The 24,771-nt window shown below is 63.8% G+C and carries 21 protein-coding genes; 9 read left to right on the top strand and 12 right to left on the bottom strand.

The window, feature by feature from the left end; all coding sequences use genetic code 11:
• Window positions 1-3: 3 nt before the first annotated feature.
• Genes GDN70_RS03145 through GDN70_RS03135 form a run of 3 tightly spaced genes read right to left on the bottom strand, consistent with a single transcriptional unit; the run spans window position 4 to window position 2,814 of the window.
• Window positions 4-594, bottom strand: a complete 591-nt coding sequence (locus GDN70_RS03145) for a Smr/MutS family protein (RefSeq protein ID WP_028139381.1) — start codon at window positions 592-594, stop codon at window positions 4-6.
• Window positions 591-2,129 (bottom strand): murein transglycosylase A, encoded by a 1,539-nt coding sequence (locus GDN70_RS03140; RefSeq protein WP_028139380.1) that lies wholly within the window; start codon window positions 2,127-2,129, stop codon window positions 591-593. Before GDN70_RS03140 ends, GDN70_RS03145 begins: the two co-directional genes overlap by 4 nt.
• Window positions 2,107-2,814, bottom strand: coding sequence for a Tim44/TimA family putative adaptor protein (locus tag GDN70_RS03135; protein WP_028139379.1), 708 nt, complete (start codon window positions 2,812-2,814; stop codon window positions 2,107-2,109). Before GDN70_RS03135 ends, GDN70_RS03140 begins: the two co-directional genes overlap by 23 nt.
• A 410-nt stretch (window positions 2,815-3,224) precedes the next feature.
• Here GDN70_RS03135 and secB point away from each other — a divergent pair, with 410 nt between their 5' ends.
• Entirely contained in the window at window positions 3,225-3,707 is a 483-nt protein-coding gene (secB, locus tag GDN70_RS03130; protein ID WP_018323536.1) for a protein-export chaperone SecB, read from the top strand.
• Here secB and dnaQ read toward each other — a convergent pair.
• From dnaQ to GDN70_RS03110, 4 genes are read right to left on the bottom strand one after another with little or no spacing between them, the layout of a single operon-like run.
• Complete coding sequence (gene dnaQ, locus GDN70_RS03125) at window positions 3,704-4,417, bottom strand: DNA polymerase III subunit epsilon (protein ID WP_028139378.1); 714 nt, start codon at window positions 4,415-4,417, stop codon at window positions 3,704-3,706. The two genes, secB and dnaQ, sit on opposite strands and share 4 nt — an antisense overlap.
• Before the next feature lie 58 nt (window positions 4,418-4,475).
• Complete coding sequence (gene coaE / locus GDN70_RS03120; protein WP_028139377.1) at window positions 4,476-5,075, bottom strand: dephospho-CoA kinase; 600 nt, start codon at window positions 5,073-5,075, stop codon at window positions 4,476-4,478.
• Between the two features lie 23 nt (window positions 5,076-5,098).
• The gene (locus GDN70_RS03115) at window positions 5,099-5,707 is read right to left on the bottom strand and encodes a Maf family nucleotide pyrophosphatase (RefSeq protein WP_028139376.1); all 609 of its coding nucleotides are present in this window, start codon (window positions 5,705-5,707) and stop codon (window positions 5,099-5,101) included.
• Between the two features lie 8 nt (window positions 5,708-5,715).
• A complete protein-coding gene (locus GDN70_RS03110; RefSeq protein ID WP_018323540.1) occupies window positions 5,716-6,555 on the bottom strand; it encodes a pyruvate, water dikinase regulatory protein in 840 nt (279 codons plus the stop codon).
• Window positions 6,556-7,014: 459 nt separating this feature from the next.
• Here GDN70_RS03110 and hemJ point away from each other — a divergent pair, with 459 nt between their 5' ends.
• The 7 genes from hemJ (at window position 7,015) to GDN70_RS03075 (ending at window position 15,808) form a co-directional block, all read left to right on the top strand.
• Window positions 7,015-7,449: a protoporphyrinogen oxidase HemJ gene (gene hemJ / locus GDN70_RS03105; protein WP_028139375.1), complete on the top strand. Its 435-nt coding sequence runs from the start codon at window positions 7,015-7,017 to the stop codon at window positions 7,447-7,449.
• 247 nt (window positions 7,450-7,696) lie between these two features.
• Window positions 7,697-8,962, top strand: coding sequence for a transcription termination factor Rho (rho, locus tag GDN70_RS03100; protein ID WP_008133567.1), 1,266 nt, complete (start codon window positions 7,697-7,699; stop codon window positions 8,960-8,962).
• 314 nt (window positions 8,963-9,276) lie between these two features.
• A complete protein-coding gene (mnmE, locus tag GDN70_RS03095) occupies window positions 9,277-10,629 on the top strand; it encodes a tRNA uridine-5-carboxymethylaminomethyl(34) synthesis GTPase MnmE (RefSeq protein WP_095424547.1) in 1,353 nt (450 codons plus the stop codon).
• 569 nt (window positions 10,630-11,198) lie between these two features.
• The gene (gene mnmG / locus GDN70_RS03090; protein WP_152102141.1) at window positions 11,199-13,079 is read left to right on the top strand and encodes a tRNA uridine-5-carboxymethylaminomethyl(34) synthesis enzyme MnmG; all 1,881 of its coding nucleotides are present in this window, start codon (window positions 11,199-11,201) and stop codon (window positions 13,077-13,079) included.
• A gap of 153 nt (window positions 13,080-13,232) precedes the next feature.
• Window positions 13,233-13,862, top strand: a complete 630-nt coding sequence (rsmG, locus tag GDN70_RS03085) for a 16S rRNA (guanine(527)-N(7))-methyltransferase RsmG (protein WP_371731601.1) — start codon at window positions 13,233-13,235, stop codon at window positions 13,860-13,862.
• 30 nt (window positions 13,863-13,892) lie between these two features.
• Entirely contained in the window at window positions 13,893-14,771 is an 879-nt protein-coding gene (locus GDN70_RS03080) for a ParA family protein (RefSeq protein ID WP_018323546.1), read from the top strand.
• Window positions 14,772-14,920: 149 nt separating this feature from the next.
• A complete protein-coding gene (locus GDN70_RS03075) occupies window positions 14,921-15,808 on the top strand; it encodes a ParB/RepB/Spo0J family partition protein (RefSeq protein WP_028139371.1) in 888 nt (295 codons plus the stop codon).
• A gap of 32 nt (window positions 15,809-15,840) precedes the next feature.
• Here GDN70_RS03075 and GDN70_RS03070 read toward each other — a convergent pair whose 3' ends face one another.
• From GDN70_RS03070 to leuS, 4 genes are all read right to left on the bottom strand, one after another.
• Window positions 15,841-17,130 (bottom strand): IS4 family transposase, encoded by a 1,290-nt coding sequence (locus tag GDN70_RS03070; protein WP_038951373.1) that lies wholly within the window; start codon window positions 17,128-17,130, stop codon window positions 15,841-15,843.
• Between the two features lie 324 nt (window positions 17,131-17,454).
• Window positions 17,455-18,483 (bottom strand): DNA polymerase III subunit delta, encoded by a 1,029-nt coding sequence (gene holA / locus GDN70_RS03065; protein ID WP_028139370.1) that lies wholly within the window; start codon window positions 18,481-18,483, stop codon window positions 17,455-17,457.
• Between the two features lie 132 nt (window positions 18,484-18,615).
• Window positions 18,616-19,167: an LPS assembly lipoprotein LptE gene (gene lptE / locus GDN70_RS03060; protein WP_018323549.1), complete on the bottom strand. Its 552-nt coding sequence runs from the start codon at window positions 19,165-19,167 to the stop codon at window positions 18,616-18,618.
• Window positions 19,154-21,778 carry a leucine--tRNA ligase gene (gene leuS, locus GDN70_RS03055; RefSeq protein WP_028139369.1) on the bottom strand — a complete coding sequence of 875 codons (2,625 nt, stop codon included), beginning with the start codon at window positions 21,776-21,778 and terminating at the stop codon, window positions 19,154-19,156. Before leuS ends, lptE begins: the two co-directional genes overlap by 14 nt.
• Before the next feature lie 191 nt (window positions 21,779-21,969).
• Here leuS and GDN70_RS03050 point away from each other — a divergent pair, with 191 nt between their 5' ends.
• Window positions 21,970-23,016: a GGDEF domain-containing protein gene (locus tag GDN70_RS03050; RefSeq protein WP_028139368.1), complete on the top strand. Its 1,047-nt coding sequence runs from the start codon at window positions 21,970-21,972 to the stop codon at window positions 23,014-23,016.
• A 43-nt stretch (window positions 23,017-23,059) separates the two neighbouring features.
• Here GDN70_RS03050 and GDN70_RS03045 read toward each other — a convergent pair whose 3' ends face one another.
• A complete protein-coding gene (locus GDN70_RS03045; protein ID WP_028139367.1) occupies window positions 23,060-24,757 on the bottom strand; it encodes a diguanylate cyclase domain-containing protein in 1,698 nt (565 codons plus the stop codon).
• Window positions 24,758-24,771 lie beyond the last annotated feature (14 nt).

Here is a 24,771-nt window from a genome sequence, read left to right as displayed (position 1 = left end):
GTCTTAAGACCTCGCCCGCCTGATCCGCACATACAGCGCGCCCTCGCCGCCATGGCCGATATGCGCCGTCTCGAAGCCGACGACGAAGGCGCGGAATTCCGGCAGGCTCAGCCATTCCGGCACCAGGCGGCGCAGCACGCCGCTTTCGCCGCCGCTGCGGCCCTTGCCGGTGATGACGAGCACGAAGGTCAGGCCGTCGTGATGGGCGCGGTGCAGGAAGCCGGTCAGGGCACGATGCGCGCGTGTCTGGGTCATGCCGTGCAGATCGAGTCGCGCCTCGATCTCGCTGCGGCCGCGCGACAGTTTTGTGCGCTCGCGCTTGCCGAGCGGCGCCAAAGGCGGGACGGCCGGTTTTGCGGCGCGCGGCGCCGGTGCAGCAGTAACCGGTCGTGGCGATGACGCAGGCCGCGTGACGGGTGCTGCGGGCAAAGGCTCGGTGCGCGGAGCGGCATGCGCCTTCGCGGCGCGGTGCTTCCTCAGCGGCTTGACCTGTTTGGCAACGACTTCCCACAGCTCGCGCTCCTCCTCGCTCAGCGCGCGGCGGCGCGGCGAGGGGCGAGGCTCCAGGACGGGCGGACGGGACGATCGCTTCATTGCTGCCGATGGGGCCGTTTCTTCACTGGCCGCTGGGGTTCGGAAGCGGGCTCGATCACGGGACGCGGCGCCGGCAGCGGGACTGGACCCGCGATGGCGACGGTGTCGCTCTTGGTTTCCGCGGGGCCGGCGGCAGCGGCCGGCTTCGCCGTCCCCTTCCCGGGGTCGGTTTGCGGAAACAGCTTGGCGATCTTCTCCGAGGGGCGCGGATCAGGCAGCGGCAGCCGGGCGCCGCGTGCCGAGGGATCGAGGCCCTTCGGCACCAGCATCACGAAATGCATGGGATGGCGCAGTCGCCCCGAGATGCGGCCGGCCTCCTGGCCTGCGCCGAAAAACAGATCGGCGCGCGCGGGACCGATGATGGCCGAGCCGGTATCCTGCGCGATCATCAGCCGATGGAACGGTGTCTTCGAGCGTTCGGACTCGATCGGCAGCTCGCCCTCAATGAAGAACGGCGTGCCGTAGACATGCAGCGCCTTGTCCACCGCGATCGAGCGTCCCGCCGTCAGCGGGATACCCTGCGCGCCCACCGCCTCATCCTTGTCGGAGAGGTTGACCTCTCGGAAGAAAATATAGGCGCGGTTCTGGCGGCGCAGATCCTTGGCACCGTCAGGATTTTGCGCCATCCACTCCCTGATCTTCTGCATCGACATCTCTTCCTTCGGAATGATGCCGCGCTCGATCAGGACGCGCCCGACGGCAGTGTAGGGATAGCCGTTATAGGCGTCGTAATTCAGTCGGACCGTGCCGCCGTCGTCGAACTTGATCCGCGCCGAGCCCTGGATCTGCGCGAACAGCAGATCGGTCGGATCCTTCAGCCAGGCGATCTCCAGCCCGCGGCCGGCGATCTTGCCGTCCTCGATCTCGCCGCGGTCGTAATAGGGCACCAGCTTGCGGCGGCCGATCTTGCGATAGACCGGGCCCTTGTTGGGCAGGCTGACCGAATCCTGCTTGTAGCCGCGCACGAACAGATTCGAGGGACGCCGGTAGACCGGAACGTTGTAGACGTCGGTCTGCGTGCGCGATCCCTCCAGCACCGGCTCGTAATAGCCGGTGACGAAACCGTCGGGCTCGCCGAGGCGGGAGATCCGCAGCGGCGCGAAATTCTCCTCGAAGAAGGTCTTTGCTTTGGCGTCGTCGATGAGATCGAGCGATTTCGCCGCCCGGCAAGGTTCGCTCAGCGAACCTCCCAAGGCTTTCGGCTCGGCCGCGCCGGTTTGTGCATTGATCGGCTTGCAGCTGGCGCGGAACGTCTTGTACGCCGCGAGATGATTGTCATCGCTCCAGCCCTTCACGTCCGCCCAGGCCAGCGGCAGATATTGCGCGCCCGGAATTTCGAACGGCAGCGGGAGCTGCGGATAGGGCAAGGCCCGCGGCGGAGCCGCAGGCAATTGCGGGGGATGATGGTGATGGCTGCGATAGTGGCGCCGCGCGGCCTCGGCGCCGAGCGAAAACGACGATAGCACGACGACACCTGCGCAAAGCGCCGTCGCGCCGGTCTTCAGATAGACCTTAATTCGCGCTTCCGGTGCCAACCAGCTTCCAGTTCGGATCGCGAGAGGTGACGTCGCGGGCGAAAGTCCAGATGTCGGTGATGTCGGCGACCGTGTCGGCGCTGCCGTCGACGATATTGCCGGCCTTGTCTCGGGTGGCCGAGATCATCTGCGAGACGAAGCGAATCGTGAGCTGGGCGGTACGGTCGCGCAGCTCGGCGCCGACGAGTTCGGCCTTGTCGATCGAGACGAAGCGGGTCTCGGTCTTCTGCTCGTTCTTCTCGCGTTCCTTGATCGCGGCCTCGAAGCTGTCATAGACGTCCGAGGACAACAGGTCGCGCAGCGCGCGGCGGTCGCCATTGGCAAAGGCCAGCACGATCATCTCGTAGGCACCGCGGGCGCCCGAGATGAAATGGCGCGGGTCGAACGTGGCATCCTTGTCGACGATGGCATCCAGGCCCTGCGCAAGCGCGGTGCCCGGCTCGGTCAGGCCCTTCCAGCGATCGGAGGGCGGGGTCGGCTCGGCCGTCGGCGCCAGCGGGGCCTGGTCGATCACCTTGCCCGGCATGGTCACGACGTTGTTGTCCTGGGCACCCCCGAGCGCATTGCGAGCGGCGGTCCGATCGAACGGCGGCCGCTCGTTGCCGGTACGCTGCCCGAGCACGCTGCGCAGCCGCAGAAAGATGAAGACCGCCAGCGCCAGGAAGATGATGGTGTAGATGTCCACGTCGGATTCGCTTTCTGGTCTTTGCTCTGGGTCTTCGCTTTGGGGTCGTCGCCGGGAAAATCAATCCGGCCAGTAGACCGTTCCATACGGGAACGGCAAGTCTACATCACCATTTTAGGTCCACGTCAGGTCCGTGGGATGTAGGCACGAAATCTTGCCCGGCCAATGGCGCCTTTTGGCACAGCACCGAGTGTAGCGCGTTTTATGCTTAAGGGGAAACCCGATCCTGCCCGGAAATCGCGCATCTTCAATCATTTAAGGCGCAGTTTTGCGGAAAAGGCGGGATGAACGCGGCGGTTGCGACGCGGCCGGAATCCGCCTCCGGGACCGTTCGTCCTTGTGGAATGAGGCGGCCCTATGTTAGCCAACCGCCGCGAAATTCAGCCCAAATCGGGTAAGGAGAGACTCTCATGACCAATGGTAACGGCACCCCTCCCGAGGCGGCCCAGGCTCCCCAGCTCAACGTGCTGGCGCAATATACCAAGGACCTTTCGTTCGAAAATCCGAACGCGCCCAGCTCGCTCCAGCAGCAGAGCCAGCCTCCCCAGATCAACATCCAGATCAATGTCAGCGCCAACAATCTCAGCGAACAGGAGTTCGAGGTGACGTTGTCGGTCGAAGGCAAGGCCGAGACCGCGGGCAAGATCATGTTCTCGTTCGAGCTCGCCTATGCCGGCGTGTTCCGCATCGCCAACGTGCCGAAGGAGAATCTGCATCCGCTGGTCATGATCGAGTGCCCGCGCCTGCTGTTCCCGTTCGCCCGCGAGATCATCGCGACCGCGGTGCGCGACGGCGGGTTCCCGCCCCTGATGCTGGATCCGGTCGACTTCGTCGGTCTCTACCGCCAGAACATGGAGCGGCAAATGGCCGCTCAGCCGAGCGGCCAGGCCTAACCAGCCGGAGGAGCTGGAGCGGGCAAAAACTCGTTCCAGATCGCCTTGTCGCCGAGCGTTGCGATGAAGGCCTTGTGGGCCTCACGCTCGGCATCGGAAACCCGCGGCGCGAGCGGCACCAGCCGCTGCCGCCGCGGCGCATCGCCAGCCGCATTGACCCGAATCTCCTGAGCGTCCGACGCCAGAAGCAGCTGCGACTGCCGCGCCCCGACCAGATCGACATAGACCTCGGCCAGCAGCTCGGCATCCAGCAGCGCGCCGTGCTTGGTGCGGTGTGAATTGTCGATCGCATAGCGCGAGCAGAGGTCATCGAGCCGGTTGGACACGCCGGGATGCTTGCGCCGCGCCAGCAGCAGCGTATCGACCAGCCGTTCGCGCGGGATCGCCGCGCGCTTGATCTTGTCGAGCTCGGCATTGATGAAGCCGATGTCGAACGAGGCGTTGTGGATCACCAGCGGCGCATCGCCGATGAACTCCAGAAACGCATCGACGACCTCGTGGAACAGCGGCTTGGTCGACAGAAATTCGGCCGACAAACCATGCACCGCAAAAGCTTCCGCCGGCATGTCCCGTTCGGGATTGATATAGACGTGATACGTCTGCCCCGTCGGCATGCGGTTGAGCATCTCGACGCAGCCGATTTCGACCAGACGATCGCCGCGCAGCGGATCAAGGCCGGTGGTTTCGGTGTCGAGAACGATTTCGCGCATGTCTTGAGATCAGTAGCTTGAGAGCAGCGTCTTGAGAACCGTGTGAGGAGACGGCGAATCAGGCTCGCCGCTGCGGCATCTTAACGACCTCGGCCAGGATGTGGGCGATTTGCGCGCGCACCGGGTCAAGTCCGTGTGACGTATCCACCACGAAATCGGCCCGCTTGCGCTTCTCGGCGTCCGGCGTCTGCTTGGCAATGATCGCGTCGAGCTTGGCTTCGTCCATGGTACCGCGCGCCAGCACCCGCTCGCGCTGGAGTTCCGGCGAGGTCGAAACCACGACCACGGCATCGACCCGCTTCTCGCCACCGGTCTCGAACAGCAGCGGGATGTCCAGCACCACGACCGGCGCCTTGGCGGCTTCCGCCTCGGCAAAAAACTTTTGCCGGGAGGCGCCGAGCATCGGATGGACGATTTGCTCGAGCTGCTTGATGGCCGCGGGGTCGTGCACGACGCGCGCCGACAGTTTTGGCCGGTCCACCTTGCCGTTCACAGTGGTGCCGGGAAAGGCGGCCTCGATGGCGGGCGCCGCTTCGCCTTCATAAAGCTGATGCACGGCGGCATCGGCGTCGTAGACGGGCACGCCGGCCTCCGCGAACAGTTTCGCAGTGGTGGATTTCCCCATCCCGATCGAGCCGGTCAGTCCCAGGATCCGCATCGGCGCTCAGCCCTGTCTGTCATTCACACCGCAACTAGCCGTTCGCGTCGCAGGAACGCAAGCAGCGGCAGCAGCGGCAGGCCGAGAATGGTGAAATGATCGCCCTCGATCCGCTCGAACAGATGGATGCCCAGGCTTTCAAGCTGATAGGCCCCGACGCTGGTGGTGACGGCGTCGCCGGCAGCGTCCAGATAGGCTGAAAGCTCGTCCTCGGTCATTTCGCGCATGGTCATATGTGCGACCGCGACGTCTTCGAAAACAATCTTGCTGTCATGCGCCACGGCCACGGCGGAATTCAGCTCATGGCTGTTGCCGGCGAGATCGCGCAATTGCGCCAATGCCTGCGGACGGCCTGCGGGCTTGTTGAAAAGACGGTTGCCAAGAGCCAGTGTCTGATCGGCCCCGATCACGTAGCTTCCGGGATGATTGGCCGAGATCGCCTTGGCCTTTTCGCGCGCCAGCAGCAGTGCGATCTCGCGCGGATTTGAAAGCGCCGAAGCTAATTGAATACCGCGCTCGTCGATATCGGCGGTAATAGCCTTGAACTCCAGCCCGGCATTGGCCAGCAGCATTTTTCGGGCACTGCTCTGCGAGGCCAGAATCAACGGATGTTTGCCGAGCCACAGACCCATCGCGAAAGCTATCCGGAAGGCCGGTTGCGCTGGCGATCGCTGTAGAGCTTCATGATCGCCGCCGCGGTTTCCTCGATCGAGCGTCGCGTGACATCCAGCAGCGGCCAATCATGCTTGGCACTGAGCTTGCGCGCAAACGCAACTTCCTCGGTGACCGACTGCCTGTCGGTATAGGTGTCGTTGCCGGAGTCGGTCCCCATCGAAAGCAGGCGATTCTGACGGATCTGGATCAGGCGTTCCGGCGTCGCGTGCAGGCTGACGACCAGCGGCCGCGTCAGCGTCTCCAGTTGCGAAGGCACCGGAATGCCGGGAACCAGCGGCACGTTGGCGGTGCGGATGCCGCGATTGGCCAGATAAATCGACGTCGGCGTCTTGGAAGTGCGGGACACACCAACCAGCACCACGTCGGCATCGTCGAGACCTTCGACATGCTGACCATCGTCATGGATCATGGTGTAGTTCAGCGCATCGATGCGCTTGAAATATTCCGCGTTGAGGACGTGCTGGGCGCCGACGCGGCCGGTGGTCGCAGCCCCGAGATAGGCTTCGAACAGCTGCATCACCGGGCCGATAATCGACAGGCTCGGAACATTGATCTCCTTGCACTTGTCCTCGAGCCTGGAGACCAGATCCTTCTCCAGCAGCGTGAACAGCACGATCCCCGGCGCTTCCTCGATCTCGTCGAGCACGCGGTCGAGCTGCTTCTGGCTGCGCACCAGCGGATAGACATGCTCGACCGGGGTGACGTTGGCGTATTGGGCCGCAACCGCGCGTGCCACGGTGATCAGCGTCTCGCCGGTGGAGTCGGACACGAGGTGCAGATGGAAATAATTGTTCGAGGTTGGCACAAAATCTCTTTGTATGGAGTCGGTGTGGATTGTGGATTTCTGTGGAGCTTAACCCCTCGGAAAGGGTTGCGCGACACCAGGGGCGGGACAAGTGCCAATTTTCTTCACACCGCTGCCCGTCAGGACAAGTCCGGCGCCCTCGCTGCGGGGAAACGGGATTGCGCGGACAACCCCCTTGATAAGCTACCGACAGAAAGGCGCAAGCCTTTGAAGCTGGCCGACTTATCGTAAATCGCCGCAGCGATCAGGGATATGTTGATGGATGTGAACAAGCGCGCGTGAACGTGCGGACGGAATTGTGTGAGTCCAATCCACGGTCACATAGACTCAAACCTTAAGAATCTAAGATTCTAGATTTGAGGAAGGCGCTACGGACGGATATGTGTGCAGGCAAGACCTTAACGAGTTCTTACTATCCCCAGCGTTCCCTCGGCTGGCTCAGAAATCCGGACGCAGAAAATGTTTGAAGACGTCTATCTCTGGATCAAGGCGCTGCACGTGATCGCCGTCATCTCCTGGATGGCGGGCATGCTCTATCTGCCGCGGCTGTTCGTTTATCACAGCGAGGCCGAAATCGGCTCGAAGCAGTCGGAAACGTTCAAGGTGATGGAACGTCGGCTGCTCAAGGCCATCATCAACCCGGCCATGATCGTCACCTGGCTCGCCGGGCTCTATCTCGCCTGGTCCGGCCACTGGTTCTCGTTTGGCTGGCTGCACGTAAAACTGGCATTGGTCCTGGCGATGTCCGCGGTCCACGGCTTTTTTTCTCGCTGGCTGAAGGATTTCGCCGCGGACCGACGCCCCCGGACCCAGAAATTCTATAGAATTATCAACGAGGTGCCGACCGTCCTGATGATTCTCATCGTCATCATGGTGATCGTGAAGCCGTTCTAGGCAAGGCGCGCGACGATTAGCTCAGCGCTTCGGCTTGCGGAGAAGGGAGCGATTTTCTATATTATCGATATCCCACCCAACGCAGGCGGATGTGGTTGTGTCTGAGCTTTCCAGAGGCCGGACACCGCATCAGGTTTGAAGCCTCATCGGCACTTAACCTTGCCAGACCTGCGGACCTTATCTTCTCACGTCCGCATTTCAGAGCCTCCTCGCACCCCTCCCAAGGTTACCCCACAGGACCACCCCAATGCGGGAAATTAAACTCGAAGACCTCAAGTCCAAAACGCCGGCCGAGCTCGTCTCGTTCGCGGAGGAGAACGGGGTCGAGAATGCCAGCACCATGCGCAAGCAGGAGCTGCTGTTCGCCATCCTCAAGCAGCTCGCGCTCGCCGAGACCGATATTGTCGGCCAGGGCGTCGTCGAGGTTCTCTCCGACGGCTTCGGCTTCCTCCGCTCGCCCGATGCGAATTATCTGCCGGGCCCGGACGACATCTACGTTTCGCCGTCGCAGATCCGCCGTTTCGGCCTGCGCACCGGCGACACCATCGAAGGCCACATCCGCAGCCCGAAAGAGGGCGAACGCTATTTCGCGCTGCTGAAGGTCAACACGCTCAATTTCGAGGATCCGGAAAAGGCCAAGCACAAGGTCAATTTCGACAACCTCACGCCGCTGTTTCCGAATCAGCGTTTCCGCATGGAGATCGACGATCCGACGCGGAAAGACCTTTCTGCACGCGTGATCGACATCGTCGCGCCGATCGGCAAGGGCCAGCGTGCATTGATCGTCGCGCCGCCGCGCACGGGTAAAACCGTGCTGATGCAGAACATCGCGCACTCGATCACGCACAATCACCCCGAATGCTATCTGATCGTGCTGTTGATCGACGAGCGTCCGGAAGAAGTCACGGACATGCAGCGCTCGGTGAAGGGCGAGGTCGTGTCGTCGACCTTCGACGAACCCGCGGTGCGTCACGTCCAGGTCGCCGAGATGGTGATCGAAAAAGCCAAGCGTCTGGTCGAGCACGGCCGCGACGTCGTGATCCTGCTCGATTCGATCACGCGTTTGGGCCGCGCCTACAACACCGTGGTGCCGTCATCCGGCAAGGTGCTGACCGGCGGTGTCGACGCCAATGCGCTGCAGCGCCCGAAGCGCTTCTTTGGTGCCGCCCGCAACATCGAGGAGGGCGGCTCGCTGACCATCATTGCGACCGCGCTGGTCGATACCGGCAGCCGAATGGACGAAGTCATTTTCGAAGAGTTCAAGGGCACCGGTAACTCGGAACTGATCCTGGATCGCAAGGTCTCGGACAAGCGCACCTTCCCGGCGATCGACATCTCGCGCTCCGGCACCCGCAAGGAGGAGCTCATCACCGATCCGCAGGTGCTCAAGAAGATGTACGTGCTTCGCCGCATCCTCAACCCGATGGGCACGATGGACGCGATCGACTTCCTGCTCGACAAGCTGCGCTCGACCAAGAGCAATTCGGAGTTCTTCGACTCCATGAACACCTGAGCATGGTGCAGCAAGAAATTAGAGGGCGCCTTCGGGCGCCCTTTTTCGTTGTGCGGCTCTGCTGCGGCGTAGATGCAGCATGGAGCCGTGTCGACGCGCAGATCCAGATTTCTCAGAAGATGTTGATATACCTACAGAATGCTTGACATCGGCTGGCGGACCTTTGCCAAACGGCGAGGTTTTTGCAGCGAATTTCCGGGTCTCTATTGCGATGCAACATGATCTTTGCTGCGGCAAAGGCGCAGCAAAACGGACCCGCCGCGGTCCTGGGAGCGGCCCATTTGCCTTTTCGTCCCGAGCCGGACAAATAGGCCATGCATCCGCGAGACCAGACCATCTTTGCGCTCTCGTCCGGCCGGGCGCCGAGTGCGATCGCCGTGGTGCGCGTCTCGGGTCCGCAAGCCGGTCTGGCGCTGACGACCTTGGCGGGGAAGCTGCCGGCGCCGAGGCAGGCCAGCCGCCGGCTGCTTCGTGACGGCGCGGGCCAGCCGATCGACGATGCGGTCGTGCTGTGGTTTCCGGGGCCGGCCAGCGCGACCGGCGAGGACGTCGCCGAATTCCACGTTCATGGCGGCCGCGCCGTGCTCTCGGTACTGGTCGCCGCAATTTCGATAATTCCGAATATGCGAGCCGCCGAGCCGGGCGAGTTCACGCGGCGCGCGTTCGAGAACGGCAAGCTCGACCTGACCGAAGCCGAGGGTCTCGACGATCTCATCCATGCCGACACCGACCGCCAGCGGCGCCAGGCGCTGCGCCAGTTGCAGGGCCTGCTCGGTGACCGCGCGCGCGACTGGCGCGAGCGCATCATCGAGGCCTCGGCGCTGATCGAGGCCGGCATCGATTTTTCCGACGAGGGCGATGTGCCGGCGGAATTGAGGTCGCCGGCGGTGAAAGCGATCAAGGCCCTGCACGACGAAATCACAAAAGTCCTTGCGGCACAGGGACATTCTGAACGGCTGCGTGAGGGCCTGGTGGTTGCGATCGCGGGCGAGCCGAATGTCGGCAAGTCGACGCTGATGAATCAGCTCGCGCGCCGCGAGGTCGCGATCGTCTCGCCGCATGCCGGCACGACGCGCGACGTGATCGAGGTCCAGCTCGATCTCGATGGCTATCCCGTCACGGTGATCGACACCGCCGGCATCCGCGAGACCGATGATCCGGTCGAGCAGGAGGGCGTGCGCCGCGCGCGAGCGCGGGCCGAGGACGCCGACCTCGTGCTGTGGCTGGTGGAGGGGGAGCAAGCCGTCAATCCGGACGCGCTGCGTTCCCTTCGGAAATCCGAAGGCGGCGATCGGTCGGAGGGGTCCGTCTGGATCGTCCGCAACAAGATCGATCTCGGGGGCCGGGCTAGCAAGTTGAGCAGCGAGTTCGGGATCTCGGCGAGACAGGGTGATGGCATCCCCGAGCTGGTCGATGCGCTGGTGAAATTCGCTTCCGAGTTTTTCGGAACCACCGAGGGCGCGCTGGTGACCCGGGCTCGCCAAAGGGAACTGTTGGTCCGGACGTCGGAGAGCTTGCGCCGGAGTCTGGACCTTGTAGAAGACGGCGAGGAGCTTGCAGCCGAAGAGCTGCGCGCCGCCGCTTACGCCTTGGGCCGATTGCTGGGCCGGGTAGATGTCGAAGACGTCCTCGGAGCGATCTTCCAAAAGTTCTGTATCGGAAAATAAAGCTAGTTCTTCATTGTAGAACTAGCGCTTGTTCCATTCCTTCTGTTTCACGTGAAACATTCCCCTTTAGGCTTGATATCGATTTGGGAACCCCGTTTCGGAGTCGGGGTGGCGTGAGACGTGATCTGGGCCTCCGGCTCCTTCGCCGCGTTCGAGATCCGGCGTGCGCGCAGTTGTTTCACGTGAAACACCGCTCGGCTGAAGGCCGGGGTCCCGGCGCGAACGGAAGTTCCAGTCTCCGCGAGTGTAAAGGACTGTTACAGCCGCTACGCGTCAGTGCGAGGGAGCACTTGCGACGAAGCGTCCGAGAGGGATTCTGGATTGCTTCGCTTTGCTCGCAATGCCTGAGCGTGGCGTCCAGCGGATCCAATATCCACCAGCGTCCAAACTGCCCGGGTGGAATGCCGATTTCGTTTCACGTGAAACACGAAACAATTCAATGGCCATTCTACTGTGCATGGGGTTGTTTTCGTGAAATCGCTTTCGGCCCCTGGTCCGTGTTTCACGTGAAACATCGCCTCGCCAGTTTCTACTTCCGGCTTTCCCGACACTGAGCTAGAAGTCCGGACATGCGAACAGAGCGAGAGAGCTTCGACGTCATCGTGATTGGCGGCGGCCACGCCGGCTGTGAAGCCGCGGCTGCGTCTGCCCGGATGGGCGCTGCGACGGCTCTGGTGACGCATCGTTTCGCCACCGTTGGCGCGATGTCCTGCAATCCGGCGATCGGCGGCCTCGGCAAGGGGCATCTGGTTCGCGAAGTCGATGCGCTGGACGGTCTGATGGGGCGCGTGGGCGATGCCGGCGGCATCCAGTTTCGCGTGCTCAATCGTCGAAAAGGTCCCGCCGTCCGCGGTCCTCGGGCCCAAGCCGACCGGAAGCTTTATGCCGCTGCGATGCAGGCCGCGATCCGGGAAACCGAGGGTCTTTCCGTCATCCAAGGCGAGGCTGACGATCTGATCGTGGTCGATAACCGCGTCACCGGACTGCGCCTGGCGGATGGCCGGGAGCTTCGGGCAGGGGCTGTTGTCGTCACCACCGGTACCTTCCTCCGTGGTCTGATCCATCTCGGTGAGAAGAACTGGCCGGCCGGCCGCGTCGGAGAGGCGCCCGCGATGGGTCTTTCCGGCTCCTTCGAGCGCGCCGGCTTCACCCTTGGACGGCTCAAGACCGGCACTCCGCCGCGTCTCGACGGCACCACGATCGACTGGTCGGCGGTCGAAATGCAGCCCGGCGACGAGCCGCCAGAGCCGTTTTCGGTGATGACCGAGCGGATCACCACCCCGCAGATCCAGTGCGGGATCACCCGGACCACGGCCGCGACCCATGAGGTGATCCGGGCCAATGTCCATCGCTCCCCGATGTACTCCGGCCAGATCAAGAGCTCTGGTCCCCGCTATTGCCCCTCCATCGAGGACAAGATCGTCCGCTTCGGCGATCGTGACGGTCATCAGATCTTCCTGGAGCCGGAAGGCCTCGACGACAGCACCGTCTATCCCAACGGCATCTCGACCTCGCTGCCGGAGGAGGTCCAGCTCGCGATCCTCGCCAGCATTCCCGGCCTTGAGCGAGTGAAGATGGTCCGGCCGGGCTATGCCATCGAATACGACCACATCGATCCCCGCGAGCTCGATCCGACCCTGCAGACCAAGCGCCTCCGCGGCCTGTTCCTGGCCGGACAGATCAACGGCACCACCGGATACGAAGAGGCTGCCGGGCAGGGCATCGTGGCCGGCCTGAACGCGGCACTGGCTGCGAGCGGGGCCGCATTGACGGTGTTCGACCGTGCCGACGGCTATCTCGGTGTGATGATCGACGACCTCGTCACCCGCGGGATCAGCGAGCCCTATCGGATGTTCACCTCCAGGGCCGAGTATCGCCTGACCTTGCGGGCGGACAATGCCGATCAGCGTTTGACCGAGAAGGGGATCGCTTTGGGGTGCGTCGGCAGTGCCCGGACCCAGCATCATCGTGCCAAGATGGACGCCCTGAACGCGGCCAGGGCGCTGTCGAAGTCGCTGGCGATCACCCCGAACGAAGCGATCAAGCACGGGCTGTCCCTGAACCGGGACGGCCAGCGCCGGTCGGCGTTCTCCCTGATGGCCTATCCGGATATCGGCTGGAGCCAGGTCCGCGCGATCTGGCCGGAGCTGTCCGCCATCGATCCCGTCATCGCCACACATCTCGAGATCGACGCCAAGTACGATGTCTACCTCGATCGCCAGAGCGCCGACGTCGAGGCCTTCCGGCGCGACGAGGGGCTGGTGCTGTCTGAGGTCGATTACCAGCAGGTGCCCGGGCTCTCCAACGAGGTGCGTGCCAAGCTGGAGAAGGCACGGCCGTTCACCGTCGGGCAGGCTGGCCGGATCGACGGCATGACGCCGGCAGCGCTCGGCATTCTCGCGGCCTATCTCCGGCGTGAGGCACGCAAATCCACCAGGGCAATCGCATAGGCGTTTCACGTGAAACAGCGCGGACCGGGCGGGGACAGACCGCTAACGCGACGACCAGGGACAGGTGAGGGCGCGCATCGTCGATCTGACCCGGGACCGACCAAGCCGAAGATCGACAAAGCCAGTGCCAACGATCAGGCGCTCGATTCCGTCATCGCTGCCGACAAGCGTGAGGCGCTCGAGCTCGCGCCCGTTTCACATGAAACGGAAGCCCGGCTCGATCGCTACATCGCGCTGCTGCGGGAGTGGCAGGCCAAGACCAATCTGGTCGCGCCCTCGACCCTGCCGCAGCTCTGGACCCGGCACATCGCCGATTCGCTCCAGCTCGTCGATCTCGCGCCCGCCGCGAAGCGCTGGGCCGATCTCGGCAGCGGCGGCGGCTTTCCCGGCATTGTCCTGGCCTGCGCCATGGCCGGGACGCCGGGTGCGAGCGTTCATCTCGTCGAGCGAATCGCCAAGAAGGCGGCGTTCCTGCGCGAAGCGGTTCGCGTCACCACATCTCCGGGAGTCGTACATCTCGCTGAGATCGGGGATAATGTGGATAGAATCACCGGCCCCGTCGATTGCGTCACCGCCCGTGCGCTGGCTCCGCTACATCAACTCATCGGCTTTGCGGAGCCGCTGATGCGCCAAGGCGCAAAGGCGTTATTTCTCAAGGGTCAAGATGTAGAGGCTGAATTGACCGAAGCCGCTAAATATTGGAATATCGAGCCTCGACTCCACCAAAGCCGCACGGGTGACGGCTGGATCGTGGAGCTCGATGCCGCCGAACGGCGCAGCTGAGGCGCTCAGGGGTTGAGTGGGGAAATTTCGATGACCGTGATTGACGAGCCGCAGCAAGAGCAGACCCAAGAACCGACCCAAGAACCGACCAGCGAGGTGCCGCATGGCCATCCGCGCATCCTGGCGCTGGCGAATCAGAAGGGCGGTGTGGGGAAAACAACCACAGCGATCAATCTTGGCACCGCACTCGCCGCGATCGGCGAGCGTGTGTTGATCGTCGATCTCGATCCGCAGGGCAACGCCTCGACCGGCCTCGGCATCGATCGCCGCAACCGCTCATGCTCGACCTATGACGTGCTGATTGGTGAAGCCCCGCTGCGCGAGGCCGTGGTCTCGACCGCGGTGCCGCGGCTGCACATCGCGCCCTCGACCATGGATCTCTCCGGCCTCGAGCTCGAGCTCGGCACCACGCCTGGCCGCGCCTTCAAGCTGCGCGACGCCATCGGTGCGCTCAACAACAACGTCTCGCCGGATGCCGACTACACCTATGTGCTGATCGACTGCCCGCCCTCGCTCAACCTGCTCACGGTGAACGCGATGGCGGCGTCGGACGCGATCCTGGTGCCGCTGCAGTGCGAGTTCTTCGCGCTCGAAGGTCTGTCGCAATTGCTGCAGACCGTGGAGCAGGTGCGCTCGACGCTCAATCCGAACCTGTCGATCCACGGCATCGTGCTGACCATGTTCGACTCGCGCAACAACCTCTCCAACCAGGTCGTCGCCGACGTCCGGCAGTTCATGGGCGAGAAGGTCTACAAGACCATGATCCCGCGCAACGTGCGCATCTCGGAAGCGCCGTCCTACGGCAAGCCGGTGCTGGTCTACGATCTCAAATGCGTCGGCAGCGAAGCCTATTTGCGGCTCGCCACCGAAGTGATCCAGCGCGAGCGCGAGCTGCGCGTCACGCATTGACGAGGCCGTAGGGTGGGCAAAGGCGTCTTCGCCGTGCCCACCAACTTCCACACACGATCGGTGGGCACGCTTCGCTTTGCCCACCCCAAGATTCTACGATTCGAAATTCAGTTCTGGAGTGCTGCACCGTGAATCCAAGGGAGCTGGCGATGGCCGACGAAGCGCGTTCGCGATTGGGCCGGGGTCTTGCAAGTCTGATCGGTGACGTCGGCGGCGAGGCTCAGCATGTCGATCGGCCGCGCGCGCAGCGCAAGGTGCCGATCGAGTTCATCAAGGCCAATCCGCGCAATCCGCGCCGCACCTTTTCGGACACCGAGCTGAAGGAGCTCAGCGAGTCGATCAGGCAGCACGGCGTGATCCAGCCGATCGTGGTGCGTCCGGTGAAGGGCGCACAGGACCGCTTTGAGATCATCGCCGGCGAACGGCGCTGGCGCGCCTCGCAGATGGCCGGCCTGCACGAAGTGCCGATCGTCCCGGTCGACATCAGCGACAGCGACGCGCTGGAGTTCGCGATCGTCGAGAACGTGCAGCGCGAGGACCTCAACCCGATGGAAGAGGCGCAGGGCTATCATGCGCTCGCCAACGAGTTCAAACGCAGCCAGGACGACATCGCAAAGGTCGTCGGCAAGAGCCGCAGCCACGTCGCCAACATGATGCGGCTGACGAAGCTGCCGGCCGAGGTGCAGGCCTTCATCGCAACCGGCGAGTTGACCGCAGGCCACGCCCGCGCGCTGATCGGGGTGCCCGATCCGCTCGCGGCCGCCAAGCGCATCGTCGAGGAGGGCCTCAACGTTCGCCAGGCCGAAGCGCTCGCGCATGAAGAGGGCGTACCGGAGCGCAAGCCGCAAAAGGCGCGCGCCACCGGCGGCAAGGAAAAAGACCCCGACACGATCGATCTCGAAAAGCGCGTCAGCGACGCGCTCGGCCTCAAGGTCACCGTCAATCACCGCGATCCCGGCGGCTCGGTCCAGATCAGCTACAGCAACCTCGATCAGCTCGACGAAGTGATGAAGCGGCTGGCGAAGGGCGTGCTGTAGGCCAAGCCCTCGCTGTCGTCCCCGCGAACGCGCTAGGGCATGCACATATCTCTGAGGCTCCATCCTGCTGCGACGGCGTTGAAGTATTCGAGGCCGTTTTTGAAGGTGATCGGGCCCGGCGGCTTGGACGATGGGTAGCCATCCCACCCGCCGAGACGGCCGATGATCCAGGCGGCCCAAGCGAGACTATCGGGCGGATGTGGGTTCTTTAGTCGCTTGCTCGCGGCTTCGAGTTGCCGGTTGAGGGCTGTGAGCGCGCCAATTTGGCCGTTGTCGAAGGCCGCGAGAATGGGCTGGCGACCACCATTGCGGGCCTGCAGAAGCTGGATGGTGATGACGGCCGCCTTGGCGGCGATCGCAACCAGCTTGAGAAGCCGATCGGCGGATCCGATCTGACTGTCTTCGAGCTTGAGGCCTTGTGTCTTCAGGATGCGGAAGAACTGCTCGATGATCCAGCGCTGCTTGTACCATTGGACGATGCGCCAGGCGTCCTCGATGCTGGTGACCTCGTGAGAGGTGAGAAGCCGCCAGTGCAGCGGCTCTATGCCGGTTTCGGCGTTAATCTCGCGCACATCGACCACCGCCAGCGGCAAGCTTTTCGGCAGATGGTGCAAGAACTTATTCTGCGGGCGGGCGAGCTCGATTGCGCCAAAGCGAAGTTCGAGGTGGGCCAGGCGAGCCGGCCGCGCGGCGCGCGCAGGCAGTTGGATCATACGCTGGTCCACCGCGGCCATGGCATCGCTGGCCTCATACAGGCTGCTGCGGTCGGCAAGCTTGCGATCATGCATGCTGCGCGCGATGACGTGGAAGTGTTGCTTGGCCGAGCTGGCATAAAGGGCAAAAATATCGCTCTCGCGGTCACCCAGCACCGTCACCGCCGCGGCCTTGGTGAGCAGCGGCCTTGCCGCCACGGCAGTCGATATCCAGCGTTGCGATTCCTTGTCCGATAATTCCCGATCATCATGCGAGGTCGTGCGGCGACCTGCGCGCGTCCATATCTGCCCGCTCAAAAGCCCAAGACAGCTGCCGTCGTCGGCGTCCACAGCCAGCAGCGGGTGCAGCAGCACGCCGTGGTTATTGCCTTTGCCGATTTCTCCGAGCCCGCGCCGGCGTTGCGGCGTGGTGTTGAAGTGGATCTCGCTGGTGTCCTGGATGGCCAGCACGTGGCGGCCTTCCACGGCAGGGCCCGTGCTATTGCTCCAGCTTTCGATGATCCGATCCACCGTCACCTTGTCATGGCCAAGAAAGCGGTTGAACCGCACTTCCAGCGCGCGGTTCCCCCTGGAGAGCTGCCGAAGGCAGACAGTTTTGCCCGCAACCATGCGTTCAGCGAGCGCCGCCCCCTTATCGAGACGACGATCCCCGAACCGGCCCAGCGTCCAGTCAATCCGTGACAACATCGCAGCACCCCCGTCCAAACCATGGAGTGCCGCAATAGGAATCACATAGATCTCCGATTCTGGAACCCCCAGGACGAACCCGAGTCAATCCGCCGCACCAGATATGTGCATGCCCTAGCGCTTTCGCGGGGACCCATACCGCGTGATTTATCGATCGGACCGGGCGCGCAGTACCGGACCGCAAGTCTTCGCCAAACGACTTCCTGTGGTTATGGATCCCCGCGTTCGCGGGGATGACAGCGTGGCTCAGCCCCGCCGCTTCGCGTTCGCGGCGATCGCCATCAATGTCCGCTGAGCGATGGCGGCGGCTAGCGTGGATTGCTTGCGGGTGTCGAGCGCCGCGGTCGCGAGCTGCTCGATGATGGCGGCGAGCCGCGCCACGCTGAAATTTCGCAGCGCCGTTTCGACCGCGGGCTTACGTGAAAAATGCAGGCGCGGATAGCCGCCGTCGAGCACGGCGGAGGCAGGCTGGCCGTCGGCGATTGCGAGCGCCGATTTGTGCAGCCACGCAGCCTGACGCTGCGCGGCGGAGATGATCACGCCGGGATAGGTGCCGGCGATCATGGCCTTTGCGAATTCGGTCTCGACGATGTCGGGCCGTCCGGCAAAGGCCCCGTCGACGATCGGGTCGAGCTTGAGCTCGGACGCATCAGCGACCACGGCCATCACGTCGTCCAGCGTGACCTCGCCTTTGCCGTGGGCGTAGAGCGTCAGCTTGCGCAGCTCGTTGCGCGAGGCCTGGCGGTCGCCGCCGAGGAACGACATCAGCGCCGCGCGGGCGTCCTGCGCGATGCGCAAATTTGCGATGCGCAATTCGTCATCCATCAGCTTGGCAAGGTCGCGCTCGGTGTCGGGATAGCAGCCGATCGCTACCGCGGCCTTGGCCTTCTCGCAGGCTTTTCGCAGCGGCGATTCCGGGCGCAGCTCGCCGGCCTCGATTACGACGCGGCAATCTTTCACCGACATCTCCGCCAGCGTATCGATGCCGCTGGCAAAGCTGCGCGAGCCGGCGCGAATGCGGATGGCGCGGCGACCGCCGAACAGCGGCACCGTCATGGCCTCGTCGACGAGGCGCGAGGGCTCGGCGGAGAGCTCGTCACCGTCGAGCCTGACCAGCGAGAACGGATCGTTGGGATCATCGACGGCAGAGGCGATCAGCGCATCGGCGCGCTCGCGCACCAGGCCGGCATCGGGACCGTAGAGCAGGATGATCGGGCGGCCCGCATCGGGGCGGGCGAGGAAGGCGTCGATCTCTTTTCCACGCAGCGCGACCATGTTGCCTGTTACCTTGTCATTCCGGGGCGCGCGGAGCGCGAACCCGGAACCCAGAGGTTGGGAATCGAGATTCTCAGGTGCGCAATTGCGCACCGTAGTTCTCGCTTCGCGAGCCCCGAATGACGGGAATAATCAGGTGCCTGCGGTGAAGAACGAGGCGAGGCGGGTGGTGATGTTCTCAGCGATCTCGTTGGCGGCACGATCCTCCGCGTCGCGCACGGCGCGGGTGCGAGAGAAGCGCTGATAGGACCCTGGCATGTCATAGGACACGCGCGAGAACGTGGTGCCGGTCATCACCGACTTACCGGTCGCGACCTCGATCAGATTGTACTGGGCGTCGATGCCGAGGTTTTCGCTGGTCGGCAATCCCGTCGTGGCGCTGACGATCAGCGAAGAACGGCTGGAGGTGAAGCGGATGTCCAGCCGATGGGTCGGCGGCATTCCCGTCGCGGTGCCGTAGAGCTTGAAGGCGAGAGCATTGCGGACTTCGACACCGACACGGGCCTCGCGGGAGGCATTGGGCTTGGCGATCGGCGGGAGCTCGACCCCCATCAGTTTCTCGCGCAAGCCGGGGGTGCCGTCGCCACGCTCGGCATACATCGGCTGGAAGCAACCAGCCGTCAGCGCCGCCAATGCGGCGACCGCCAGCAAGCGGGCTGCGATGCGGATCCTAGCCGACAACATTTACGATCCTCTTGGGGACGATGATCACCTTGCGGACGGGCTTGCCGTCCAGGGCCAGTTTTACCGCATCGAGAGCCAAAACGGCAGCCTCGATTTCCGGATTCTGGGCCGCTGTTGCAACTGTGACGTCACCCCGCTTCTTGCCGTTGACCTGGACCACGAGGGTCACGCTGTCTTCAACCAGCAAATCGCGTTCGATTTGCGGCCAATGGGCCTCGGAAACCAGCCCGCTCTGGCCCAGAGCCTGCCAGCACTCTTCGGCAAGGTGCGGCATCATCGGGGAGAACAGCTGGACCAGGATCTGACCGGCTTCGCGGATCGCCCAGGCCAAATCAGGGGCGGGCTGGCCGGGTCGCTGCAAGATCTCCGAGAAGGTATTGGCGAATTCGCGGATATGGGCCAGGCAGACGTTGAAGTGCAGCCGTTCGATTCCGGTGGTGACCTTGTCGAGCGCACCATGGGCGGCCTTGCGCAAGGCGGTCGCGTCCGGGCCGAAGCTGGCCGGCCGGGCCGCCGGCGCGGCTTTGCCGAGTTCGATGGAATCGTTCACCAGCCGCCACAGCCGCTGCACGAAGCGCGAGGCACCCTGGACGCGCTCGTCGCTCCAGATCACGTCGCGGTCGGGCGGTGAATCCGACAGCATGAACCAGCGGGCGACATCGGCGCCGTAGGTCTCGATGATGTCGTCGGGATCGACCGTGTTCTTCTTCGATTTCGACATCTTCTCGATCGGGCCGATCTGGATGTCTTCGCCCGACGTCAGCAGCGTCGCGCGCCGGCCGTTGCCGCCGACCTCGACCTTGACCTCGGCCGGCTGCACATAGGTGCCGTCGGCCTTCTGGTAGGTCTCGTGCACCACCATGCCTTGCGTGAACATGCCGGCGAACGGCTCGTCCAGCGCGATGTGCCCGGTCGCCTTCATCGCGCGGGTGAAGAAGCGGCTGTAGAGCAGATGCAGGATCGCGTGCTCGACGCCGCCGATATATTGGTCGACCGGCAGCATCCGGTTGGCGACGGCAGGCGTCGTCGGAGCGTTGTCGTTCCAGGGATCAGTGAAGCGCGCAAAGTACCAGGACGAATCCACGAAGGTGTCCATGGTGTCGGTTTCGCGTTGAGCCTTGCCCCCGCATTTGGGGCAGGTGACATGCTTCCAGGTCGGGTGATGGTCGAGCGCGTTGCCCGGCTTGTCGAAGGTCGCATCGTCAGGCAGCGTCACCGGCAAATCGGCATCCGGGACCGGCACCACATCGCATTTCGGGCAGTGGATGACGGGAATCGGGCAGCCCCAATAGCGCTGGCGCGAAATGCCCCAGTCGCGCAGGCGGAAATTCACCTGGCGCTCGCCGACCGGCGCGTTGCCGCGCTGCTCGCTTTCCAGACGTTTTGCGACCTCGTCCTTGGCCTGCTCGATGGTCATGCCGTCGAGGAAGCGCGAATTGATCATGCGGCCGTCACCGTCATAGGCGGTGTCGGTGATGACGAACGACTTCGGATCCTGGCCCTCGGGGCACACCACCGGCGTGTTGCCGAGATTGTACTTGTTGACGAAGTCGAGGTCGCGCTGGTCATGCGCCGGGCAGCCGAAGATCGCGCCGGTGCCGTATTCCATCAGCACGAAATTGGCGACATAGACCGGCAGCTTCCAATTCGGATCGAACGGGTGCACCGCGCGGATGCCGGTGTCAAAGCCCTGCTTCTCCGCGGTGTCGATGATCGATTGCGCGGTGCCGATCTTCTTGATGTCGGCAATGAACTCCGCAAGCTCGGGGTTCTTCGCGGCGGCCGCCTGCGCCAGCGGATGATCTGCCGAGATCGCCATGAACTTTGCGCCGAACAGCGTGTCCGGGCGCGTCGTGAAGATCTTCAGCTCGCTCTCGCCGGCGGGCGTCGTCGCCTGATCCAGCGCGAAGCGAACCAGCAGCCCTTCCGAGCGGCCGATCCAGTTGCGCTGCATCAGCCGGACCTTGTCGGGCCAGCGATCGAGCCCATCGAGCGCGGACAGCAGCTCTTGCGAGTACTTCGTGATCTTGAAGACCCACTGGCTCATTTCCCGTTGTTCGACAACGGCGCCGGAACGCCAGCCGCGGCCGTCGATCACCTGCTCGTTGGCGAGCACGGTCATGTCGACCGGATCCCAGTTGAGCTTGCGCTTCTCACGCTCGGCGAGGCCGGCGCCGAGCATGTCCAGGAACATCTTCTGCTGATGCTTGTAGTAGCTGGGGTCGCAGGTCGCGAATTCGCGTGACCAGTCCAGCGACAGCCCGATCGAGCGGAGCTGCTTTTTCATCGCGGCGATGTTGTCGTAGGTCCAGGCTTTCGGCGCGACCTTGCGCTCAATCGCGGCATTCTCGGCCGGCAGGCCGAAAGCGTCCCAGCCCATCGGATGCAGCACGTTGAACCCCTTGGCGCGCATGAAGCGGGCCAGCACGTCGCCGAGCGTATAATTCCGAACATGGCCGATATGGATGCGCCCGGACGGGTAGGGGAACATCTCGAGCACATAGTATTTCGGCCGCGAATCGTCGTTCTTGGAGACGAAGATCGCCTGTTCGTCCCAGAGGCGTTGCCAGCGCGGTTCGGCGTCGCGGGCGTTATAGCGTTCGGAGGTCATGGAATCGTTGGGGTTTTCGTGGGTTCGGCCGTCTCAAGACGGCGGACTAGGCCATAGAAGTCCTTAGGGGGTCAATGGGTTGCCGCAGTTTGGAACTTTGTCGGGGCCTCCGCATAACTACGAAGGTCGGCGTTGGGGTGTGATTAAGGGGTCAATGCCAATTTGCGGCCCGACGAGACCGCATGAGTGCGATGGATTCCAGCTTCGACGAGCCCGATTACGACTATGCCGCGTCCATTGCCGGACGGGCGATGCGGAGCATGGCCGAACAGCGGATTGCGCCGACCCCGGCCAATTTTGCCGTCTGGTTCCTGTATTTCGGGGACGGCCATGAGGATCTGCGCAACGCGATCGATCTTCTGATCGACCACAATCGTCCTTTCGACGCCCGAACCAATCAGGACCTGTTCAAGACCTATGTCGCGCCCCAGGTGAGTGCCGCCGTGGTCGACACGTCCGAGCGGCTGCAGGCGCTCATGGGGGCCGCGAAGGAGTTTCTGGCGACCGCGATCGCCGACAATCATTCGCAGATGCAGGTCATCAGCGAGGTGGCGGACCAGGGCAAGGCCGGCGTCGATCCGAAGGCGCTGGTTGCCCAGCTCATGAACGAGCTGGCGCGGGCCGCCACACGGGCGACACGGCTGGAAGCCGGCTTTGCGGAAAAGACCCGCGAGCTCGACGTGATCCGCGATTCGCTATCGAGGTCCGAGGAGCGCGCCCGGACCGACACGCTGACCGGCCTCGCAAACCGGCGGGCGCTCGACGAATTCCTGCGCAAAGCGCAGGCGACTGCCGCGTGGGGCGAGCCGCTCAGCGTGCTGATGCTCGACATCGACCACTTCAAGACTTTCAACGACAATTTCGGCCACGGCGTCGGCGACCAGGTGCTGCGCCTGATGGCGAAGGTGCTGCGCGAAAAGGTTCGCGAGCAGGACCTGCCGGCCCGCTATGGCGGCGAGGAGCTGATCGCGGTGCTGCCGGATGCCGATCTCGCCACCTGTGCCGAGATCGCCGAGCGGATCAGGCACGCGCTCGCCGAGTGCACGATCACCCGCCGCTCCACCGGCGAGGTTCTGCCCAGCATCAGCGTGTCGATCGGCGTGGCGCAGTACCGGGCCGGCGAAGCGATCACCGATCTCGTCGAGCGCTGCGATCGCGCACTCTATCTCGCCAAGAGCAGCGGCCGCAATCGCGTGGTGACGGAGACCGAGCTCGATCGCGCCGGGGCTGCGGGATAGCCTGTTGAGGGGTGGAGACGACGACGTTGGTCTTGGCTGACGATCAGCCCGCCATCATCATTTCGGTGGCGCCGGTCTCGATCGCCTGCACGCCGTGCTCGACGACATTGTTGCGGCCGCGGTGTTTTGCGGCGTAGAGCGCGGCGTCGGCGGCTTCGATCAGGTCGCCGGGACGCAAGGCCTCGTTCGGCTTCGTCGCGGCAACGCCGATCGAGACGGTGACGATCATGTGGGCTGAGGTGATGTGCGGCAGGCACAGCTTCAGCACGGCCGCGCGGGCCAGCTCGCCGATTTCCACGGCGCGGTTCACATCGGTGTTCGGCAGCAGCAGGCAGAATTCCTCGCCGCCATAGCGCGCCGCAAAGCCCATCGTGTCGGCGGCGATGCCGGACAGCGACTCGCCGAGCCTGGTCAGGCAGGAATCGCCCTCGAGATGGCCATAGGTGTCGTTGAACAGCTTGAAATGGTCGACGTCGATCATCAGCAGCGCGAGGTCGCTGCCATATTGCTGCGCGCGCATCCACTCGAAGTCGAGCCGGCTCTGGAAGCCGCGACGGTTGGCGAGCCCCGACAGCATGTCGATCGAGGCCATCACCGTCAGCCGGTCGTTGCTCGCGATCAGCTCGCGCTCGCGCTGGCTCAGCTGCGCCGCCATCGCGTTGAACGCGCGGGCGAGCGGCACGAACTCGGCCGGCAGGCGATTGCGCGCCGCGCGGGCCGACAGATCGCCCTCGCCGAGACGCTTGGCCATGTCGACGAGCATCTCGATCGGCTTGATGACGAGCTTTTCGGCGGCGATCAGCGCGCCGAGCAGGACGAACACGACGACGAAAGCGAGCTGGAGATAGGCGGTGCGGATGTCGCGGTTGACCGCCGCGGACACCTTGTCCTCGTCGATGCTGGCGATCAGGCGGGCGTTGGTGCCGGAGATCCGGATGTAGCTGACCGCGCGGCGCGAGCCGTCGGCGGCGAGGAAAGACAGTGAGCCTTCATCCTGGTCGGAACGAAGGGCCCTGTCGGCGATGGCCGACATTAGCGGCATGTTGTCGAGCGGACGGCCGACTGCGCTGTGCTGATCGGCCGGAGCGGCCAGCACGGTGCCTGCGCTGTCCACCAGCACGGCGGTGATGCCGGCGCGGCCGCCAAGATTGCTCATGACCTTCGACATCCAGTCGAGATTGACCGTGGCAAGGACGACGGCATCGGAGACGCCGCTGAAGGCGGACACCGGATAAACTGCCATCACCGTCGGCGTCGCTATCGGCCGCGACAGGATGAAATCGCTCAGCACGAAGCGGCCGCTCGTTTGGGCCTGCTGAAAGTAGGGCCGGTCGCTCAGGTCGAGGCCGACATACATGTTGTTCGTCGCGCACTGGATGCGCCCGTCTACGCCCGCGATCAAAAGCGTGCGGATCCAGGGCAGGTTCGACGGCAGGCTCGCGCGCAGCACGTCGCAGCTCTTGCTGACGCCGCCGGCAGAGGCGCGAATAAAGGCCTCCGATTTCAGGATGGTCTCGACCGACGAGATCACCTCGCGCTGCGCATCGGCGCTATGTCGCGCCACGGTGGTGAATTCAACCGTGGCCTGCGCGATCTGCCGGGTGCGGGTGTCTTCGAGCGAACGGATGCGCTCGAGCATCAAGGGCGCCACCAGAATCACCGCGAGCAATGCAAGCCGCGCCCGGATTCCGAGAACCTGCTTGAGTTTCGCTCGTTTGCGGTTGAGACTGATTCTTGCCATCTTCGCTACCCACC

Source organism: Bradyrhizobium sp. TM102 (assembly GCF_009176685.1).
Lineage (GTDB): Bacteria > Pseudomonadota > Alphaproteobacteria > Rhizobiales > Xanthobacteraceae > Bradyrhizobium > Bradyrhizobium ottawaense.
Note: the sequence above shows the minus strand (reverse complement) of the source record. Positions and strands in the feature narration are given on the sequence as shown.

What these genes read in the sequence shown, in the direction of transcription:
- GDN70_RS03070 (WP_038951373.1), bottom strand. Translation starts at nt 17,130, where the DNA reads ATGGTTGCGGGCAAAACTGTCTGCCTTCGGCAGCTCTCCAGGGGGAAC.
- GDN70_RS03075 (WP_028139371.1), top strand. Translation starts at nt 14,921, where the DNA reads ATGGCCGACGAAGCGCGTTCGCGATTGGGCCGGGGTCTTGCAAGTCTG.
- mnmE (WP_095424547.1), top strand. Translation starts at nt 9,277, where the DNA reads ATGCATCCGCGAGACCAGACCATCTTTGCGCTCTCGTCCGGCCGGGCG.
- GDN70_RS03050 (WP_028139368.1), top strand. Translation starts at nt 21,970, where the DNA reads ATGGATTCCAGCTTCGACGAGCCCGATTACGACTATGCCGCGTCCATT.
- hemJ (WP_028139375.1), top strand. Translation starts at nt 7,015, where the DNA reads ATGTTTGAAGACGTCTATCTCTGGATCAAGGCGCTGCACGTGATCGCC.
- GDN70_RS03145 (WP_028139381.1), bottom strand. Translation starts at nt 594, where the DNA reads ATGAAGCGATCGTCCCGTCCGCCCGTCCTGGAGCCTCGCCCCTCGCCG.
- GDN70_RS03045 (WP_028139367.1), bottom strand. Translation starts at nt 24,757, where the DNA reads ATGGCAAGAATCAGTCTCAACCGCAAACGAGCGAAACTCAAGCAGGTT.
- mnmG (WP_152102141.1), top strand. Translation starts at nt 11,199, where the DNA reads ATGCGAACAGAGCGAGAGAGCTTCGACGTCATCGTGATTGGCGGCGGC.
- holA (WP_028139370.1), bottom strand. Translation starts at nt 18,483, where the DNA reads ATGGTCGCGCTGCGTGGAAAAGAGATCGACGCCTTCCTCGCCCGCCCC.
- coaE (WP_028139377.1), bottom strand. Translation starts at nt 5,075, where the DNA reads ATGCGGATCCTGGGACTGACCGGCTCGATCGGGATGGGGAAATCCACC.
- secB (WP_018323536.1), top strand. Translation starts at nt 3,225, where the DNA reads ATGACCAATGGTAACGGCACCCCTCCCGAGGCGGCCCAGGCTCCCCAG.
- GDN70_RS03115 (WP_028139376.1), bottom strand. Translation starts at nt 5,707, where the DNA reads ATGGGTCTGTGGCTCGGCAAACATCCGTTGATTCTGGCCTCGCAGAGC.
- lptE (WP_018323549.1), bottom strand. Translation starts at nt 19,167, where the DNA reads ATGTTGTCGGCTAGGATCCGCATCGCAGCCCGCTTGCTGGCGGTCGCC.
- GDN70_RS03080 (WP_018323546.1), top strand. Translation starts at nt 13,893, where the DNA reads ATGACCGTGATTGACGAGCCGCAGCAAGAGCAGACCCAAGAACCGACC.
- dnaQ (WP_028139378.1), bottom strand. Translation starts at nt 4,417, where the DNA reads ATGCGCGAAATCGTTCTCGACACCGAAACCACCGGCCTTGATCCGCTG.
- leuS (WP_028139369.1), bottom strand. Translation starts at nt 21,778, where the DNA reads ATGACCTCCGAACGCTATAACGCCCGCGACGCCGAACCGCGCTGGCAA.
- rho (WP_008133567.1), top strand. Translation starts at nt 7,697, where the DNA reads ATGCGGGAAATTAAACTCGAAGACCTCAAGTCCAAAACGCCGGCCGAG.